Annotated in this window: 17 protein-coding genes; 11 read left to right on the top strand and 6 right to left on the bottom strand. The window is 69.5% G+C overall.

What is annotated here, in order from left to right:
* Positions 1-151 precede the first annotated feature (151 nt).
* From ACODT0_RS26410 to ACODT0_RS26395, 4 genes are all read left to right on the top strand, one after another.
* Entirely contained in the window at positions 152-1,504 is a 1,353-nt protein-coding gene (locus ACODT0_RS26410) for an aminotransferase class V-fold PLP-dependent enzyme (RefSeq protein WP_261216247.1), read from the top strand.
* On the top strand, positions 1,501-1,953 hold the full coding sequence (locus ACODT0_RS26405) for a RidA family protein (RefSeq protein WP_261216245.1): 453 nt from the start codon (positions 1,501-1,503) through the stop codon (positions 1,951-1,953). The genes ACODT0_RS26410 and ACODT0_RS26405 overlap by 4 nt, the downstream gene beginning before the upstream one ends.
* Before the next feature lie 100 nt (positions 1,954-2,053).
* Positions 2,054-2,428: a type II toxin-antitoxin system Phd/YefM family antitoxin gene (locus tag ACODT0_RS26400; RefSeq protein WP_261216243.1), complete on the top strand. Its 375-nt coding sequence runs from the start codon at positions 2,054-2,056 to the stop codon at positions 2,426-2,428.
* Positions 2,428-3,153, top strand: coding sequence for a hypothetical protein (locus ACODT0_RS26395; protein WP_261216241.1), 726 nt, complete (start codon positions 2,428-2,430; stop codon positions 3,151-3,153). The genes ACODT0_RS26400 and ACODT0_RS26395 overlap by 1 nt, the downstream gene beginning before the upstream one ends.
* A gap of 39 nt (positions 3,154-3,192) precedes the next feature.
* Here the strand turns inward: ACODT0_RS26395 and ACODT0_RS26390 are convergent, their stop codons facing one another.
* The 6 genes from ACODT0_RS26390 to ACODT0_RS26365 form a co-directional block, all read right to left on the bottom strand.
* Positions 3,193-4,704: a tripartite tricarboxylate transporter permease gene (locus ACODT0_RS26390; RefSeq protein ID WP_093352978.1), complete on the bottom strand. Its 1,512-nt coding sequence runs from the start codon at positions 4,702-4,704 to the stop codon at positions 3,193-3,195.
* Between the two features lie 40 nt (positions 4,705-4,744).
* On the bottom strand, positions 4,745-5,233 hold the full coding sequence (locus ACODT0_RS26385) for a tripartite tricarboxylate transporter TctB family protein (RefSeq protein WP_261216236.1): 489 nt from the start codon (positions 5,231-5,233) through the stop codon (positions 4,745-4,747).
* A 140-nt stretch (positions 5,234-5,373) separates the two neighbouring features.
* Positions 5,374-6,741 (bottom strand): sensor histidine kinase, encoded by a 1,368-nt coding sequence (locus tag ACODT0_RS26380; protein ID WP_261216232.1) that lies wholly within the window; start codon positions 6,739-6,741, stop codon positions 5,374-5,376.
* Positions 6,738-7,463 (bottom strand): response regulator transcription factor, encoded by a 726-nt coding sequence (locus tag ACODT0_RS26375; protein WP_261216292.1) that lies wholly within the window; start codon positions 7,461-7,463, stop codon positions 6,738-6,740. The genes ACODT0_RS26380 and ACODT0_RS26375 overlap by 4 nt, the downstream gene beginning before the upstream one ends.
* 58 nt (positions 7,464-7,521) lie before the next feature.
* Positions 7,522-8,721 (bottom strand): PQQ-dependent sugar dehydrogenase, encoded by a 1,200-nt coding sequence (locus ACODT0_RS26370; protein ID WP_261216230.1) that lies wholly within the window; start codon positions 8,719-8,721, stop codon positions 7,522-7,524.
* A gap of 112 nt (positions 8,722-8,833) precedes the next feature.
* Complete coding sequence (locus tag ACODT0_RS26365; protein ID WP_261216221.1) at positions 8,834-9,721, bottom strand: LysR family transcriptional regulator; 888 nt, start codon at positions 9,719-9,721, stop codon at positions 8,834-8,836.
* A 130-nt stretch (positions 9,722-9,851) separates the two neighbouring features.
* Here ACODT0_RS26365 and ACODT0_RS26360 point away from each other — a divergent pair, with 130 nt between their 5' ends.
* From ACODT0_RS26360 to ACODT0_RS26330, 7 genes are all read left to right on the top strand, one after another.
* The gene (locus tag ACODT0_RS26360; protein ID WP_489042698.1) at positions 9,852-11,216 is read left to right on the top strand and encodes an LLM class flavin-dependent oxidoreductase; all 1,365 of its coding nucleotides are present in this window, start codon (positions 9,852-9,854) and stop codon (positions 11,214-11,216) included.
* A gap of 15 nt (positions 11,217-11,231) precedes the next feature.
* A complete protein-coding gene (locus ACODT0_RS26355; RefSeq protein ID WP_093352964.1) occupies positions 11,232-11,738 on the top strand; it encodes a flavin reductase family protein in 507 nt (168 codons plus the stop codon).
* Positions 11,739-11,801: 63 nt separating this feature from the next.
* On the top strand, positions 11,802-12,788 hold the full coding sequence (locus tag ACODT0_RS26350) for a Bug family tripartite tricarboxylate transporter substrate binding protein (RefSeq protein WP_489042697.1): 987 nt from the start codon (positions 11,802-11,804) through the stop codon (positions 12,786-12,788).
* A gap of 44 nt (positions 12,789-12,832) precedes the next feature.
* Entirely contained in the window at positions 12,833-13,807 is a 975-nt protein-coding gene (locus ACODT0_RS26345; protein WP_489042696.1) for an HpcH/HpaI aldolase/citrate lyase family protein, read from the top strand.
* A 161-nt stretch (positions 13,808-13,968) separates the two neighbouring features.
* Positions 13,969-15,177 (top strand): CaiB/BaiF CoA transferase family protein, encoded by a 1,209-nt coding sequence (locus ACODT0_RS26340; protein ID WP_489042695.1) that lies wholly within the window; start codon positions 13,969-13,971, stop codon positions 15,175-15,177.
* A gap of 31 nt (positions 15,178-15,208) precedes the next feature.
* Positions 15,209-16,207 (top strand): HpcH/HpaI aldolase/citrate lyase family protein, encoded by a 999-nt coding sequence (locus ACODT0_RS26335; protein ID WP_489042694.1) that lies wholly within the window; start codon positions 15,209-15,211, stop codon positions 16,205-16,207.
* 87 nt (positions 16,208-16,294) lie between these two features.
* Positions 16,295-17,134, top strand: a complete 840-nt coding sequence (locus ACODT0_RS26330) for an IclR family transcriptional regulator (protein ID WP_489042693.1) — start codon at positions 16,295-16,297, stop codon at positions 17,132-17,134.
* Positions 17,135-17,178 lie beyond the last annotated feature (44 nt).

The raw sequence follows: 17,178 nt of genomic DNA, 5'->3' as shown, positions 1-17,178 counted from the left end.
ATTGTTGAATACTTGATCTGGCGTTGATTCTGGCACATGTCTTGCGGGTCCGGCCGGCCCTGGGGTCCGCCCGAAACGACGCGGCAACTGTAGGGCAAGGTGCGCCCAGAAATTCAACATTTCGTTGATTCATCAACAAGAAATTCATATCATGCCGAGTTCGAACCATCCCGCCGCCGCCATCGCGGCGCCCCTGCCGGCCTCGCCGCCGGCCACCTCCCGCCGCCACTGGCTCAAGTCCCTCGGCGGCGCCTCCGTCGCGGGCGTGCTCGGCAGCCAGCTCGTCGCCTGCGGCGGCGGCTCGGGTTCGTCGGGCGGTTTCCTGCCCTTCGCCTCGGCCGCGCCGCCGCCGGCCCCACCGGGCGACACGCCCACCTTGCCGGCCAAGGCGCTGTTCCCCGGCGTGGCCGACCGCGTGTACCTCAACGGCGCCGCCGACCACCCGTGGAACCAGTACGCCACCGATGCGCTGAGCTCCTACGCGCAGTCCAAGCTCTCGCTCGCGAGCGGCAGCGCGACCGCCACCGCGAAGTTCGCGGCGCTGATCAATGCCGATGCCGACGAGATCGCCTACGTGCCCAGCACCTCGATGGGGGAGTACCTCGTGACGCGCGCGCTCGGCCTGCCCGAATCGGGCGGCCGCGTGGTCACCGATGCGCTGCACTTCGTCGGCTCGTTCTACATGTACGAGCAGTACCGGCTGCGCGGCCTCGACGTGCTCACGGTGCCGATGGACGCCAACCACCGCATCGCGCTGGCCGACCTCGACAAGGCCATCTCGCCGGGCACCAAGCTGGTGGCCATCTCGCACGTGTCGCTCTACAACGGCTTCACGCACGACCTCAAGGCCGTGTGCGACCTCGCGCATTCGCGCGGCGCGCTGGTCTACGTCGACCTGATCCAGTCGGCCGGCGCGGTGCCGGTGGACGTGAAGGCGGCGGGCGTCGACTTCGCGGGCTGCGGCACCTACAAGTGGCTGATGGGCGACTTCGGCTTCGCCTTCCTCTACGTGCGCAAGAGCCTGCTGCCCAAGCTGCAGCGGCCCTGGTACGGCTACCGCCAGACGCGCAACTTCGCGGCGCCGATCCTGCACGTCTATCCGCTCGACCCGCCCGGCAGCGTGCCCTACGAGAGCGTGCAGATCGATTCGGTGTCGGGCTACTTCAGCGGCTCGTTCCCGGCCTCCTCGATCGAAGCGGCCTGCGCGGCGTCCATCGACTGGATCCAGAGCGTGGGCGTCGACAAGATCCAGGCCTGGCGCAAGCCGATGACCGATGCGCTGCAGACCGGCCTGCGCGCCAAGGGTTTCCAGGTGGTGACGCCGCCCGACAGCAGCTCGCCGATCGTGACCTTCGCCTATGCCAATGCCGCGCAGCTCGCGAGCCGGCTCGCACCCGACAAGATCGAGATCACCCTGCGCGCCAACCATGCACGCATCTCGCCGTCCGTCTACAACGACATGAACGACATCGCCAGATTCCTCGCCGCGATCGGAACGCCATGAAACGCCACACCCTCTTCGGCGGCGCCGCGCTGGCCTGCCTCGTGCTCGCGACCAGCGCCTGCGGCGTCGCGCCGCGCCACCTCAACTCGGGCAAGGTGCTGCCCACCACCCTGCCCTTCTCCGAGGCCGTGCAGGTCGGCCGCACGCTCTACCTGTCGGGCCAGATCGGCAACCTGCCCGGCAGCCTCAAGCTGCCACCGGGCGGCATCGGTCCCGAGTCGAAGCAGGTGATGGAGAACATCAAGACCACGCTCGAGGCGCATGGCCACACCATGGCCGACGTGGTGAAGTGCACCGCCATGCTGGCCGACATGAGCGAGTGGGGAGCCTTCAACGAGGTCTACAAGGGCTACTTCACCGAAGGCCGGTATCCGGCGCGCAGTGCCTTCGGTGCGACCGCGCTGGCTTTCAATGCGCGGATCGAGGTAGAGTGCATCGCGGCGAAGTAGCGCCGCTCTGCTTCAGCGCCAGGTTCGGCCGGAATTCCGTCCAATGAGAGAAAAATGTGCATTTGTTCTAAAATGCACACTTCCACTCCAGGACCGTTGCATGCAAGTCGTGACCGCCACCGACGTCAAGAGCCAGCTTGGCGAGCTTTTCGATGCCGTCGAGAAGGATGAGGGCGCCAGCATCCTGATCGAGAGAAATCGCCGCCCCGCGGCGATGCTCTTGAATGCTCACGTGGCCGAGAAGGCCATCTTGGGGGCCTACGCCCACGGCGTGCTGCCGCGCGCCATCGCCATGCAGCAGCTCGGCCTGGACTGGTACGGCGATCTGCTGCAGCGTATGAATCTCCATGGCATCGAGCATCCGTCTGCCTCGGTCGAGGACGCGCGTGTCATGAAGCAAGCGGCGGATGACGCGCTGCGATCCCTGGATGAAACCGGTGCGTCTACCGCTCGCTCCAGGAAGGCGAGAGGGTAATGGCCGAGAAAATCCGCATCGTCCTCCCGGACACGGGCCCGCTGATCACGCTCGCCCACGCCAATGCGCTCGAAGTGCTGCTGGCCTTCGATGCGCAACAGGTCCAGCTCGTCGTCACCGACATGGTGGAGTTCGAGGCCACGAGGCATCGCAGCACGCGCGAGGATGCGCAGCGAATCTCCGACTTCCTCGAGAAACACGCCGGGCGGATCGTCATCGAGAAGACCGTCTTCGGACAGATGGCGATCTCAGCGGCGCGCATCTACGAGCGGTACATGGAAAGCCAGCAGTTGCGAGACTTCTACGCGACCAGCAACATGCCGGCTCCGTCACCGTTGGCACCCAACAGCGGAGAGCTCTCCATCAACAGCTACGTGTCCGAACTCATCGGACAACCGCCCGGGCCACCTTGCCTGGTCATCGCCGAAGACGACTTCTTCCTGCGAGCCACGCCCGGTGCGCTTCCTGGCAATGCACACATCATCTCGACGGCCACGTTGCTGGCGAAGCTGGAGGAACTGGACCCCCGGTTCAAGGCACGCGACGTACTGGACGCCGCAAGACACTACAAGGGCCGCGAGCCCAACCGCGCCACGGTCGACTCGCCAGCTTCCAAGGTCAAGGGCGGCAGCACCTGGGACGCTACCGTCGCCGCCGCCCAGTTGACCACCAAGCTCACGAAGAAAGGGAATCCCCGGATGAAGGGCTCGGGCAGCGGGTCATAAGCACCCGCTTTTGCCCAGCCCCCGGAGGTAGCTTCTCATTCAATCCTCGACGAACGCCTCTTCCCGCTTCGCCTTCACCGAAGGCAGCAGCACCACCACTAGCAGCAGCAGCGCCGCCGCGAGCAGTCCGGCCGACAGCGGCCGCGTGACGAACACGCTCCAGTCGCCGCGCGACAGCAGCAGCGCGCGCCGCAGGTTCTCTTCCATCATCGGCCCGAGGATGAAGCCCAGCAGCAGCGGCGCGGGCTCGCACTTGAGCTTGAGGAACAGGTAGCCCACGATGCCGAAGATCGCGACCATCCAGACGTCGAAGGTGTTGTTGTTCTCCGAGTACACGCCCACCGCGCAGAACAGCACGATCGAGGGGAACAGCCACTTGTAGGGAATGGTCAGCAGCTTGATCCAGATGCCGATCATCGGCAGGTTCAACACGATCAGCATCAGGTTGCCGATCCACATCGAGGCGATCAGGCCCCAGAACAGTTCCGGGTTGCTGGTCATCACCTGCGGGCCCGGCTGGATGTTGTGGATCGTCATCGCGCCCACCATCAGCGCCATCACGGCATTGGGCGGGATGCCCAGCGTCAAGAGCGGAATGAAGGAGGTCTGCGCACCGGCGTTGTTGGCCGACTCGGGGCCCGCCACGCCGCGGATGTTGCCCTTGCCGAACGGCACTTCGCCGTTCTTGAGCTTGATCTTCTTCTCGATGGTGTAGGCCGCGAAGGCCGACAGCAGCGCGCCGCCGCCGGGCAGGATGCCCAGGGCCGAGCCGAGGGCGGTGCCGCGCAGCACCGCGGGCGTCATGCGGCGGAAGTCTTCCTTGGTGGGCCACAGGCCCTTGACCTTGGCGGTGAAGACCTCGCGCTCGTGCTCGGGCACCGCGAGGTTGGCGATGATCTCTCCGTAGCCGAACACGCCCATGGCGATGGCGATGAAGCCGATGCCGTCGGTGAGTTCGGGAATGTCGAAGCTGTAGCGCGCCACGCCCGAGTTCACGTCTGTGCCCACCAGCCCCAGCGCGAGGCCGAGCAGGATCATGGTGATGGCCTTGAGCAGCGAGCCCGAAGCCAGCACCACGGCGCCGATCAGGCCCAGGATCATCAGCGAGAAGTATTCGGCCGGGCCGAACTTGAAGGCCAGTTCGGTCAGCGGCGGCGCGAAGGCGGCCAGGATCAGCGTGCCCACGCAACCGGCGAAGAACGAGCCCAGGCCGGCCGCAGCGAGCGCGGGCCCGGCCCTCCCCTTGCGCGCCATCTGGTAGCCGTCGATCACCGTCACCACCGAGGACGACTCCCCTGGCAGGTTCACGAGAATCGCGGTGGTCGATCCACCGTACTGCGCGCCGTAGTAGATGCCGGCCAGCATGATGAGCGCCGACACCGGGGGCAGCGCATAGGTCGCGGGCAGCAGCATCGCGATGGTCGCGACGGGGCCGATGCCCGGCAGCACGCCAATCAGGGTGCCCAGCAGGCAGCCGACGAAGGCGTAGACCAGGTTCTGCGCCGTGAAGGCGACGCCGAAGCCGATCGAGAGGTTGGTGATCAGGTCCATGGTTCTCTTGTCTTGTCTTTTCGTTCTTCTTGTAGCGAGATCAGCCGGCGATGAAGGTCGGCCAGACCTGGAACTGCAGCTTGAGCGCGACCACGAAGGCCAGGTAGCTGCCGAGCGCGAGCACGGTGGCCAGCACCGTCACGCCCTTCCAGCCGAAGTTGTCGCCCGCGAGGCTGGCAATGAAGGTCAGCGCATAGATCGCGACGATCAGCCCCATCGACGGCAGGCCGATGCTCGGCAGTCCGCCCAGCAGCACGCCGAAGGTGAGGTTGGCGCCGATGATGAACACCAGCGGCTTCCAGGCGATGCGCCCGATCGGCTCGCCGTCGTCGGTCTCCACCGACAGCGCCTTGAGTGTGATCAGCACGCCCATCAGCGCGATCAGGATGCCCACGATCAGGGGAAAGTAGCCCGGGCCCATGCGGGCGCCGGTACCGACGTTGTAGGTCGTGGCGCCCCATGCGAAGGCCACGCCGAAGGCGCTGAAGAGCACGCCCGAGCAGAAGTCTCTCTGACTCTTGATTCTCACCGTTGATGTCTCCTGGGATATTGCTGGGACCGCGGCGCGGCCCGTGCGGCTGGCACGAGAAAGTGCGAGCCGCCGATCCTAGGAATTCGCGGGGTTGCCGTGCGTGAACACAACATTGCCGTTCGGCAATGTGGCGCGCCTCAGTCCTCGCCGGGCAGGTCGATGCGCGCGCGCAGCCCGGGCGCGGCGTCCTCGAACGCGAGCTGGCCGCCATGCAGCGCGATCACCGCGCGCACGCTGGCCAGGCCCAGGCCATGGCCCGGCGTGCTGCGGTCGAGCCGGTGGAAGCGCACGCCGATGCGCTCGCGCTCCGCGGCCGGTATGCCCGGTCCGTCGTCCTGCACGAAGAGCTGCGCGCGGCCGTTCACGGTCCGCGTGCCGATGCGCACCACCGCGCCGGCGCCGCAGTACTTGAGCGCGTTGTCGACCAGGTTGGCGACCGCGCCCGCGAGCAGGTCGCGGTCGCCGAGCGCCGTGGCCGCCTCGCACGGTTCACGCCGCAGCGCGATGCCCTGCACCTCGGCCACGGCCTCGTAGAGCTCGGCCACGTCGTCGGCGATCACGTCGAGCGCCACCGGCGCGAACTGCTGGCGCCGCGCGCCCGCCTCCACCTCGGCGATCTGCAGCAGCTTCTCGAACACCACCGCGAGTTCCTCAAGCTCGCGGATCGCGGCCGCCACGGCGCCGCGCTGCGCATCGTCGGCCGGCAGGCCCTGCTCCACCGCGCGCAGCCGCACCAGCACGCGCGTGAGCGGCGTGCGCAGGTTGTGGGCGATGGTGTTGGAGACATGGCGCACGCCGTCCATCAGCGACTCGATGCGGTCGAGCATGGCGTTGATGTCGTGCTCGAGCAGCGCGAACTCGTCCTCCTCGCCCGAGGGCGCGACGCGCTCCTGCAGCTCGCCGGCCGCGATGCGCGCGGCCGTGCGCCGCACCGCGCCCACGCTGCGCTCCAGTTCCTGCCGGAACACGAACGTGCCGCCGATCAGCAGCAGCACCGCGACGATGCCGGCCGCCGCGCTCGCGCTCGCCACCAGCGACTCGATCGACTCCTGGTCGCGCAGGTCGTGCCCCACCACCAGCATGCCGCCGTCGGGCAGCGGCCGCATCACGAGATAGGCGATGGCGCCCTGGCCGCCGCGCAGCACGCGCCGGTGCACGCCGTCGCCCGCGTCGGGCGAACTCGAGGGCATCTGGTCGAGGTTGCCCGCGAGCTTGCGGCCCTCGCGGTCCACCAGCAGGTAGACCTCGTTGTCGGAATGGCGGTCGTCGGCCAGCAGGTGGGTGATCTCGCCCGCCACGCCCTCGGCGCCGCGCGCCTCGTGGCGCACCACCAGCTGCTGCACGTTGGCCGCCACCTGGCGCACCATGCGCTGCTGCAGCACGCCCACGGTCTGCATGTAGACGATCGCCAGCGAGGCCAGCATGGTGATCGCCACCAGCAGCCCGTAGTAGAAGGCCAGCCGGAAGCCGACCGAGCGCCAGAGCTGGCGCAGCGAGGGGATCATCGGCGCGCGGGCGCGGCGGCCGGCGCGGCTTCGGGTTCGGGCTCGGGCGGCGCCAGCCGGTAGCCCGCGCCGCGCACCGTCTGGATCAGGGTCGGCGCGCCGCCCGCGTCGAGCTTGCCGCGCAGCCGGCTCACCTGCACGTCGATGACGTTGGTCTGCGGATCGAACTGGTAGTCCCACACCGCCTCGAGCAGCATGGTGCGCGTGACCACCTGGCCCGGATGCATCATGAGGTAGGCCAGCAGGCGGAACTCGCGCGGCTGCAGCGCGATGGGGCGGCCCGCGCGCTTCACCTGCCGGCTCGCGAGGTCGATGGACAGGTCGGCCACCTCGAGCGTGCGGATCTCGGGCCCGGTGCGCGAGCGCCGCACCAGCGCCTCGGCGCGCGCGGCCAGCTCCGAGAACGCGAAGGGCTTGGCCAGGTAGTCGTCGCCGCCGGCCTTGAGGCCGCGCACGCGCTCGTCGAGCGCGCTCAGCGCGCTGAGCACCAGCACCGGCGTCTTCTTGCCGAGCGCGCGCAGGGTGGCGAGGATCGACAGGCCGTCGACCTCGTTCGGCAGCATGCGGTCGAGGATCACGAGGTCCCAGGCTTCGCTGGTGGCGCGCGCCAGTGCATCGGTGCCGTCGCGGCTGATCACCGCCACGTGGCCGAGCGCGCGGAAGCCTTCGGCGATGTAACGGGCGTTGTCGGCGTCGTCCTCGACGATGAGGCAACGCCACAGGGGAGTGGGATGGATCACGCCTGCGATTGTGCCGCTCGCCGCCGCCCGCCGCCCGCCGCTACAGGCCCGCGTCGGCGCGCGCGACGCGCACCACGCGGCCCTGCACCCCATCCACCAGCAGGTACAGCCCGCCATCGGGCCCCTGGCGGATGTCGCGGATGCGCTCGCCGAGTTCGGCGAACAGCGGCTCGCGCCGCACCACGCGCGGCGCGGCGTCCTCGCCGGCGAGCTCGATGCGCCACACGGCCTTGCCGGCCAGCGCGCCCACGAGCACGCTGCCCTTCCACTCGGGAAACTGGTCGCCGGTGTAGAGGATCAGGTTGCTCGGCGCGATCGCCGGCAGGCCCCAGTGCACGAGCGGCGGCGCGAGGCCGGCCTTGGCGGTGCCCTCGCCGATCGGCGCGCAGGTGTTGTATTCGCAGCCGAAGGTGACGAGGGGCCAGCCGTAGTTGCGGCCCTTGCGCACCACGTTGATCTCGTCGCCGCCCTGCGGTCCGTGCTCCGCCACCCAGAGCTGGCCGGTGCGCGGATGCACGAAGGCGCCCTGCGGGTTGCGATGGCCGAGGCTCCAGATCTCGGGCCGCGCGCCCGCGCGCTGCGCGAAGGGGTTGTCGGCCGGAATGCCGCCATCGGTGCGGATGCGCACCGTCTTGCCCTGGTAGTAGCCCAGCGACTGCGCGCGCATGCGGTCTTCGGGCGCATAGCGGTCGCCGAGCGTGAGGAACAGATGGCCGTCGCCCGCGACCGCGAGCCGCCCGCCGAGGTTCTCGCCGACCGCGATCTTCGGCGTCTGGCGGAACAGCACCTTGAGCTGCTCCACGCGCGCGCCGTCGTCGCTGAGCCGTGCCCGCGCGACCGCGATGCCGTTGCGCCCGGCACGGCTGCGGCGGCGATCGACCTCGGTGTAGCTCAGGTAGATGAGGCGGTTGGTCTCGAAGGCCGGATCGATGGTGACGTCGAGCAGCCCGCCATGGCTGCGCCGGTCGACGGCAGGCAGGCCACGCACCGGCGTCGAGACCTTGTCGCCCTGCGCATCCACGATGCGCAGGCGTCCCGCGCGCTCGGTCACCAGCAGGCGCCCATCGGGCATGAACTCCATGCCCCAGGGCAACTCGAGCCCGGCCGCATAGGTGCTGGTCTGGAAGGCGGTGGGCGCGGGCCCGCGCGCCGCGTCGGCGGCATGCCCGAGCAGGAGGCCCGCGCACAGCAGCCCGGCCCGCAAGCAGGTCGACAGGGAGGGACGGGGTGCGGTGTTCATGTCGAGCGGAACGGCGACCCCGTGACAGGGCAGCCATCGCTTCGGATCATAGGAACGATCGGGCGCGCACGACCGCCGCGAACATTACCGTTTGTCCATGTTCGGCCGCTCGCTACTCGGGGGCGATCAATTTGTTGCACATCTCCACCAGCCGTGCGGCCGCGGGCGAAAGCGAATGGCCACGGATCGTCACGATGGCGATGGTGCGGCTGAGCGCCGGGCCGATGATGCGCACCACCTTGAGCGGCGTGCGCCGCGGCAGCGCCACGCGCGGCAGCAGCGCGATGCCCAGGCCCGCCTCGGCCATCGCGATCAGCGTCGTGACCTGCATGAACTCGTAGTTGCTCTCGTGCGAAAGGCCGTTGGCCTTGAGGGCGTTGTCGACATGGTCGCGAAAGGCGGTCGAGCTCGACAGCTTGAGCAGCGGCAGCTTCGACAGCTCGCGCAGCGAGATGCTCGCGCGACCGTTGTCCTGGTAGCCGCGCGGCAGCATCGCGCAATAGTCGTCGACGAAGATCGGCGCGAACTCGAGCTCGCCCTTCTTGTCTGGCACCGGCCCGATCGCGAAGTCGACCTCGCGCCGGCGCACCGCCTCCAGCAGGTCCTGGTTGGCGAGCTCGCGCACGTGCACGCTGATGCCCGGGTACTTCTTCGCGAAGGCCGTGAGGATCGCCGGCAGCCGCGTGCTCGCGATGGTCGGCACGCAGGCGAAGGACAGGTGGCCCTGCTGCACGTCGGCCGCATGCTGGATGTGCGAGAGCCCGACCTCGAGCTCGGCCAGCGCCTTGCGCGCGCTGATCAGCAACTGCTCGCCCTCCTGCGTCAACGTCACCTTGCGCGTGGTGCGCTGGAACAGCGCCACGCCGAGCTGCTCCTCGAGCTGCTTGACCTGCATGCTGACCGCGGGCAGCGAGCGGTTAGTCTCCTCGGCCGCCTTGCGGAAGCTCTCGTTCTGCGCCACCGAGAGGAAGGTGCCGATCAGCTTGAAGTTGATGTTCATGGGGCGATCCTGCGTCATTCCAAAAGTCTGAACAATGCCTAAGATTATTTGAGTTGTGGCCATGCGAGGTCAAACCTAGCATTCGAGCCATCCCAATGACTCCGACGAGTCGCGAGAGAGGCAAGATCCGATGACCGCACCCCAGATGACGCTCGTGGCCTTCCTGCAGGCGCAGAACTGCTCGAACCTGGTCGCCTCGTGGCGCCACCCCGACACCGAACTCGGCTATGGCACGCCGGCCTACTACCAGAACATCGCCCGCACGCTGGAGCGCGGCAAGTTCCAGATGGCCTTCTTCGACGACCGGCTCGCGATGCCCGACCGCTATGGCGACGACCACCGCGACACGGTCGAGCACGGCGTGCGCGCGGTCAAGCTCGACCCGATCTCGGTGGTCACGGCCATGGGCCTGGCCACCGAGCGCCTGGGCCTGGGCGCCACCTACTCCACCACCTACTACGAGCCCTTCCACGTGGCGCGCGTGTTCGCCACGCTCGACCTGCTGACGCAGGGCCGCGTGGCCTGGAACGTGGTGACCTCGCTCAACAACTCGGAGGCCGCGAACTTCGGCGCGCAGGAGCACCTCGCGCACGACCTGCGCTACGAACGCGCCGACGAGTTCCTGGAAGTGGTGCTCGGTCACTGGGACACCTGGCAGGAAGGCGCCGTGCTGCACGACAAGGCGAACGGCCGCTTCGCCGACGCTTCCAGGGTGCGCCGCCTCGACCACAGCGGCAAGTGGTTCAAGTCGCGCGGACCCTTCACCGTGCCGCGCTCGGCGCAGGGCCATCCGGTGCTGATCCAGGCCGGCCAGAGCGGGCGCGGCAGCGAGTTCGCGGCGCGCTGGGGCGAGCTGGTGTTCGTGATCTATCCGAACATCGACGTGGCGCGCAGGTCGTACGCCGACTTCAAGCGCAAGGTCGCGGCGCACGGCCGCGATCCGGCGCAGGTCAAGGTGGCGCCCGCGGTCTACGTGATCGCGGCCGAGAGCCGCGCCGAGGCCGAGGACAAGAAGGCCGCGATCGATGCGCTCGTGAAACCGGTCGACGGCCTCGCGCTGCTGTCGGAGGTGCTGAACTTCGACTTCGCGACCAAGCGGCCCGACGAGCCCTTCACCGACGAGGAGCTGGGCTCGATCACCGGGCTGCGCGCGATCCTCGACCGCGTGATCGCGCAGAGCGGCCTGGCACGGCCGACGCTCGCCGACTTCCTGCGCTTCAGCGGCCGCGGCACCACCGACGAGCTCGCCACCTTCGTCGGCAGCAAGACCGACGTCGCCGACCAGATGGAGCAGTGGTTCCGCACCGGCGCCTGCGACGGCTTCGTGCTCGCGGCCACCAGCATGCCCGGCAGCTACGAGGACTTCGTGCGGCTGGTGGTGCCCGAGCTGCAGCGCCGCGGCGTCTTCCACCATGACTACGAGGGCCCGACCCTGCGCGACAACCTCGGCCTGGCGCGTCCGGCGGCGGGCGACTGGAAACATCTCTACCGCTGACACGAGGAGCACCCCATGGAAGCCAGCGCCTACAAGCAACTCATGAAGCATCACGCGGGTGCGCCGGTGGTCATCGCCACCGGCCGGCCCGGCGAGCGCACCGGGCTCACCGCCACGGCCTTCTGCTCGCTGTCGGATTCGCCGCCCACCGTGCTGATCTGCGTCAACCGCGGCGCGAGCGCGCACCCGGTGATCGAGCGCACGCGCGCCTTCTCGGTGAACCTGCTGCGCGACGGCCAGGCCGACATCGCCGCGCGCTTCGCGGGCATGACCGGCCTGAAGGGCGAGCAGCGCTTCGAGGGCGGCGACTGGACCGTGCAGCAGACCGGCGCGCCGGTGATGGCCGATGCGCTCGCCAGCCTCGACTGCGAGCTGCTGCAGGCGCACGACCACGGCACGCACTCGGTCTTCATCGGCCTGGTGCGCGAAGTGCACAGCGATGGCGGCGCCGATCCGCTGATCTATTTCCGCGGCAGCTTCAGCGCGCTGCGCGAGCGCGCTACAGCGGCCTGCGCGGCCTGACCGCGCCCGGAAACCCGCCCGGCGACCCGCCGGGACATCCGACGACAAGAACAGGAGACAGCCATGAAGAGAAGAACCCTGCTGCAGGCAGGCGCCGCGGCCGCCTGGCCGCTGGTGCACTCGGGCGCCGCGCGCGCCGAGGCCGGCTACCCGAGCAAGCCGGTGCGCATCCTCGTGCCCTACACCACGGGCCAGTCGGCCGACCTGTTCGGCCGCATGGTCGCGATCGAACTCGGCAAGCTGTGGCCGCAACAGGTGTTCATCGACAACAAGGGCGGCGGCGCCAGCATCCCCGGCATGCTCGCGGGCCGCAATGCCGCGCCCGACGGCTACACGCTCACGGTCGGCGGCAGCGGGCCGATGGCCATCAACCCCGGGCTCTACGGCAAGAAGCTGCCCTACGACCCGCTGGCCGATTTCATCCCGGTGCACGGCCTGTTCCTGTCGCCGCTGGTGGTGCTCGCCAATCCCTCGGCCGGCATCGATTCGTTCAGGCAGCTGGTCGAGTCCGCGAAGCGCAAGCCCGGCACCGAGAAATGGGGCGTGGCCGGCCTGGGCACCTCGCCGCACCTCGCGGGCGAACTGATCAAGGCCAAGGCCCGGATCGACGTGGTGGCCGTGCCCTACCGCGGCAGCGGCGTGATGCTCAGCGACCTGCTGGGCGGACAGGTCACGCTGGGCGTGGACACGGTCTCAGCCGCCATCTCCTACGTGCGCAGCGGGCAGCTCAAGGCGCTCGCCGTCACCTCGGCCCAACGCGTGCCGCAGCTGCCCGACGTGCCGACCGTGGCCGAGAGCGGATTTCCTGGCGTCGAGGCCGTCGGCTGGGCCGGCTTCCTGCTGCCGCTGCACACGCCGCCGGCCGTGGTCTCGGCCGCCGAGCAGGGCATCCACCGCGTGATGTCCGACCCCGCGATCCAGGAGGCGATGACGCAGCGCGGCGCGCTGCCCGACCTGCGCGGCGGCGGTGCCTTCGGCGCCTTCGTCAAGGCCGAGGTCCCGAAGTGGACCGAGCTGATCGTCGCCAACGGCATCAAGGTCGACCAGTAGGCCGGCCGCAATCCCACACCCTTTCATCCGCCACAGGAGCCTTCGTGTCCGCCACCCTCACCCCGCTGCGCCGCCAGCGCCTCCAACGTTCCGAACTCGCGGTGCCCGCCACCTCGGAGCGCTTCTTCGCCAAGGCCTGCGCGAGCGATGCCGACGTCGTCTTCCTCGACCTCGAGGACGCGGTGGCCGACGCCTTCAAGGACCAGGCCCGGCGCCAGGCCGTCGAGGCCCTCAACGCGCTCGACTGGGGCCGCAAGAGCATGGCCGTGCGCATCAACGGCCTCGACACGCCCTGGGCCCTGCGCGACCTAGTCGACATCGTGGGCGAGTGCCCGCGGCTGGACATGGTGCTGCTGCCCAAGGCCGGCACCGCCTTCGACGTGCAGTTCGTCGCGCAGGTGCTGACGGCCATCGAGCGCGAGAAGGGGCGCGACAAGCGCGTGGGCATCGAGGTGCTGATCGAGACCTCGCAGGGCGTCGCGCATGCCGAGGAGATCGCCGCCTCGTCCGACCGGCTCGAGGCGATGATCTTCGGCGTCGGCGACTACACGGTCGACATGCGCACCAACGACTTCGTGTTCGGCACGCCGAGCGAGCGCTATGCGGTGCTCACCGCCCCCGACGCGCAGGGCGTGCGCCACCGGCACTGGAACGACCAGTGGCACTTCGCGCTCGCTCGCATCGCCAATGCCTGCCGCGCCTACGGCGTGCGCGCCATCGACGGCCCCTTCACCGACTTCGGCGATGCCGAGGGCTACCGCGCCTCGGCCACGCGCTCGGCGGCGCTGGGCTTCGAGGGCAAGTGGGCCATCCATCCCTCGCAGGTGGCGATCGCCAACGAGGTCTATTCGCCCTCGGCCGAACAACTGGCCTGGGCCGACAAGGTGCTCGGCACGCTCGAGGCCGCGGCCGCGCAGGGCAACGGGGCCATCGGCGAGAAGGGCGTGCTGATCGACCTGGCCCATGCCAAGCTCGCGCGCTCGCTGCAGCAGCGGCAGGCCACGATCGAGCGGCGCTGAAATGAAAACGGGATCGGGCAGCCGAACGCAGAAGAAATACAAAAGCTGCGCAGAAGTCGCAGAAGAAAGCAGAAAAATTTGTCTCTCCTTCTGCGACTTCTGCGGAACCTTCGCGACTTCTGCGTTCGGCTGTCCGCTTCCCTCTGCAATGGACAGCTGAGATGGAAAAAACCCCTACCGCCCCCCTGGCCGGCGTGCGCGTGCTCGACATCGCGACCTTCGTGGCCGCGCCCTTCAGCGGCACGATCCTCGCGGACTTCGGCGCCGACGTGATCAAGATCGAGCAGCCCGAGGGCGGCGATCCGCTGCGCAAGTTCGGCACGCCCACGGAATGCGGCGACACCCTGGTGTGGCTCAGCGAGGCGCGCAACAAGCGCTTCGTGACGCTGGACCTGCGCGTGCCCGAGGGTCGCGAACTGTTCCTCCGGCTGGTGGCGCAGTCCGACGCCGTGCTCGAGAACTTCCGCCCCGGCACCATGGAGCGCTGGGGCCTGGACTTCGAGACCTTGCGCCAAGCCAATCCGCGCATCGTGCTGCTGCGCGTGAGCGCCTACGGCCAGACCGGCCCCTACCGCGAGAAGCCCGGCTTCGCGCGCGTGGCGCACGGCTTCGGCGGGCTCTCGCACCTCGCGGGCATGAGCGACGGACCGCCCGTGGTACCGGGCTCGACCTCGCTGGCCGACTACATCTCGGGCCTGTGGGGTGCGCTCGGCGTGCTGCTGGCGCTGCGCGTCGCCGACCGGACCGGCGAGGGCCAGGTCATCGACGTCTCGCTCTACGAATCGATCTTCCGGCTGCTCGACGAACTGGTGCCGGCCTACGGCAAGTTCGGCGAGGTGCGGCAGCGGCTCGGCGCCGACGTGCCGCACGTGGTGCCGCATGGCCACTGGCAGACGGCCGAGGGCAAGTGGGTGGCGCTGGCCTGCTCGAGCGACAAGATCTTCGAGCGCCTGGCCCACCTGATGGAACGGCCCGAGCTCGTGGCGCCCGACCGCTTCGCCACCAATGCGCAGCGGCTCGCGGGCCGCGCCGAGATCAATGCCGCCATCGCCGGCTGGATCGGCCGGCTCGAGCTCGACGAGGCGGTGGCGCGCTGCGACGCGGCCGGCGTGCCCTGCGGGCCGATCATGGCGATCGACGACATCTTCGCCGACCCGCAGTACGCGGCACGCGGCAACCTGCAGCGGGTGCAGGACCCGCGCGTGGGCGAGCTCGTGGTGCCGGCCGCCGTGCCGCGGATGTCGAAGACGCCGCCGCTGCTGCGCCACCTGGGGGGCGCACTCGGCGCGCACACGCAGGAGGTGCTCGGCGAACTGCTGGGCCTCGATGCCGAGGCGCTGGCGCGGCTGCGTGCCGCCCATGCACTGTGACCCGGTCTCCTTTCATCCACGACAAGCGCTCATGCAATCCACGCCCGTTCATCCCTCCGCCGCGCTGTTCTCCGGCGAGAAGCTCGTTCCCGCACTCGCGCCCTGCGAGCACTACGCGGGCAGCGAGAAGCTGATCCACAAGGCGCTGCAGCTGCAGGCCGAGCTCGGCCCGGTCTTCGACCTGACCTGCGACTGCGAGGACGGCGCCGCGGCGGGCGAGGAAAAGGCGCACGCCGAGATGGCCGCGCGCGCCATCGCCTCGGATGCCAACCGCCACGGCCGGGTCGGCGCGCGCGTGCACGATGCCTCGTCGGCCTTCTGGCGCGCCGACGTCGACACGCTGGTTGGCGAGGCCGGCGACCGCCTGGCCTACCTCACGCTGCCCAAGGCACAGCGCACCGGCGATGTCATCGCCATGCTCGAACACATCGAGCGGCGCCGCGCGGCTGCGGGCCTCGCGCGCGCCATCCCGGTCCATGTGCTGATCGAGACCCATGGCGCGCTGCGCGACGTGTTCGAGATCGCGGCGCTGTCGGGCCTGGAGGTGCTCGACTTCGGGCTGATGGATTTCGTCAGCGACCACCAGGGCGCGATCGGCTTCGAGGCCATGCGCAGCCCGGGCCAGTTCGAGCATCCGCTGCTGGTGCGCGCCAAGACGCGCATCGTGGCCGCGGCGCTCGCCAACGGCCTCGTGCCGGCGCACAACGTGTCGCTGACGCTGCGCGATCCGCTCGCCACGCGCAACGACGCCTACCGCGCGCGGCACGAGTTCGGCTTCCTGCGCATGTGGAGCGTGCATCCCGATCAGATCCGGCCGATCGTCGAGGCCATGGCGCCCGATGCGAGCCAGGCCGAGCGCGCCGGCGCGATCCTGCTGGCGGCGAGCGAGGCGCAGTGGGGGCCGATACGGCACGAGGGCGAGCTGCATGACCGCGCGAGCTATCGCTACTTCTGGAGCGTGCTGCGCGCGGCCGAGGCCGCGGGTGTCGCGTTGCCCGCGCAGGTGCGCGAGCGCTTCTTCGCGGGCTGACGCGGCACGCGGCGAATAATCCGCGTCTTCGCCGCGATCGATGTCCAGCCCGGAACGCCGCGCAGGCGCATCGAAGGAACACGAGCGGTGAGAAGTTCGCGCAGCCCCCAGCCCTCCATCTCCCACGGCACGCAGAGCATCGAGCGCGCCCTGCGCATCCTGCGCGAACTGGCCGCGCGCGGCGAATTCGGCTGGCGTCTGTCGGACCTCGCGGCACGCTGCGAGGTCGACAAGGGCACAGTGCACCGCGTGCTCTCGTGCCTGGTGCGCGAGCGCTTCGTGCAGCAGCGCAGCACCGACAAGCACTACTTCCCCGGCCCGATGCTCTACGAGCTCGGCCTCTCGCTGCCCGGCTACGCGACCTTCCAGCAGGCCTGCGAGCGCCGCATGGCGAAGCTGGCGGCGCAGACCGAGGCCATCGCCTGGCTGATCCTGCGCAGCGGCAACGAGTACGTCTGCGCGGTGCGCCAGGGTTCGCTCGAGCTGCGCGGCCTGATGGTGCACGCGGGCACGCGGCGGCCGCTGTTCACCTCGGTCGGCGGCGTCGCGATCCTGCAGACCCTGCCCTCGCTCGAGGCCGAGAACATCCTCGCCGACAACATGCAGCAGGAGATCGCGCAGCGCGGCAGCGGCCGCCTCGACGCGCTCGAGAAGATGCGCGAGCGCTCGCGCCGCCATGGCTTCGGCGTCAACCTCGGCGACGTGGTGACCGGCGTGCATGCCTTCGCGGTGCCGGTGTGCGCGCACAACGGCCACGCGATGGCGGCGGTGTGCCTCACCGGGCTGGCCGAGCAGTTCGGCGAGCCGAAGCTGGCCGAAGTCCGCGCCGCACTCGGCGAAGTGGCCACGGCGGTGGAGCAGGATGCGCGCGAATTCCTCGGCGGTGTCATGCACATGGGGCACATGGGCGCGGGCGCCGAGCCTTGAGCACTGGCGCGCGACGCTACAAGTTCAAACTGTGAAACTCCGCT

Source organism: Variovorax sp. FG153 (genome assembly GCF_057809595.1).
The sequence above is the reverse complement of the archived record's forward strand: the minus strand, read 5'-3'. Positions and strand labels throughout refer to the sequence as shown.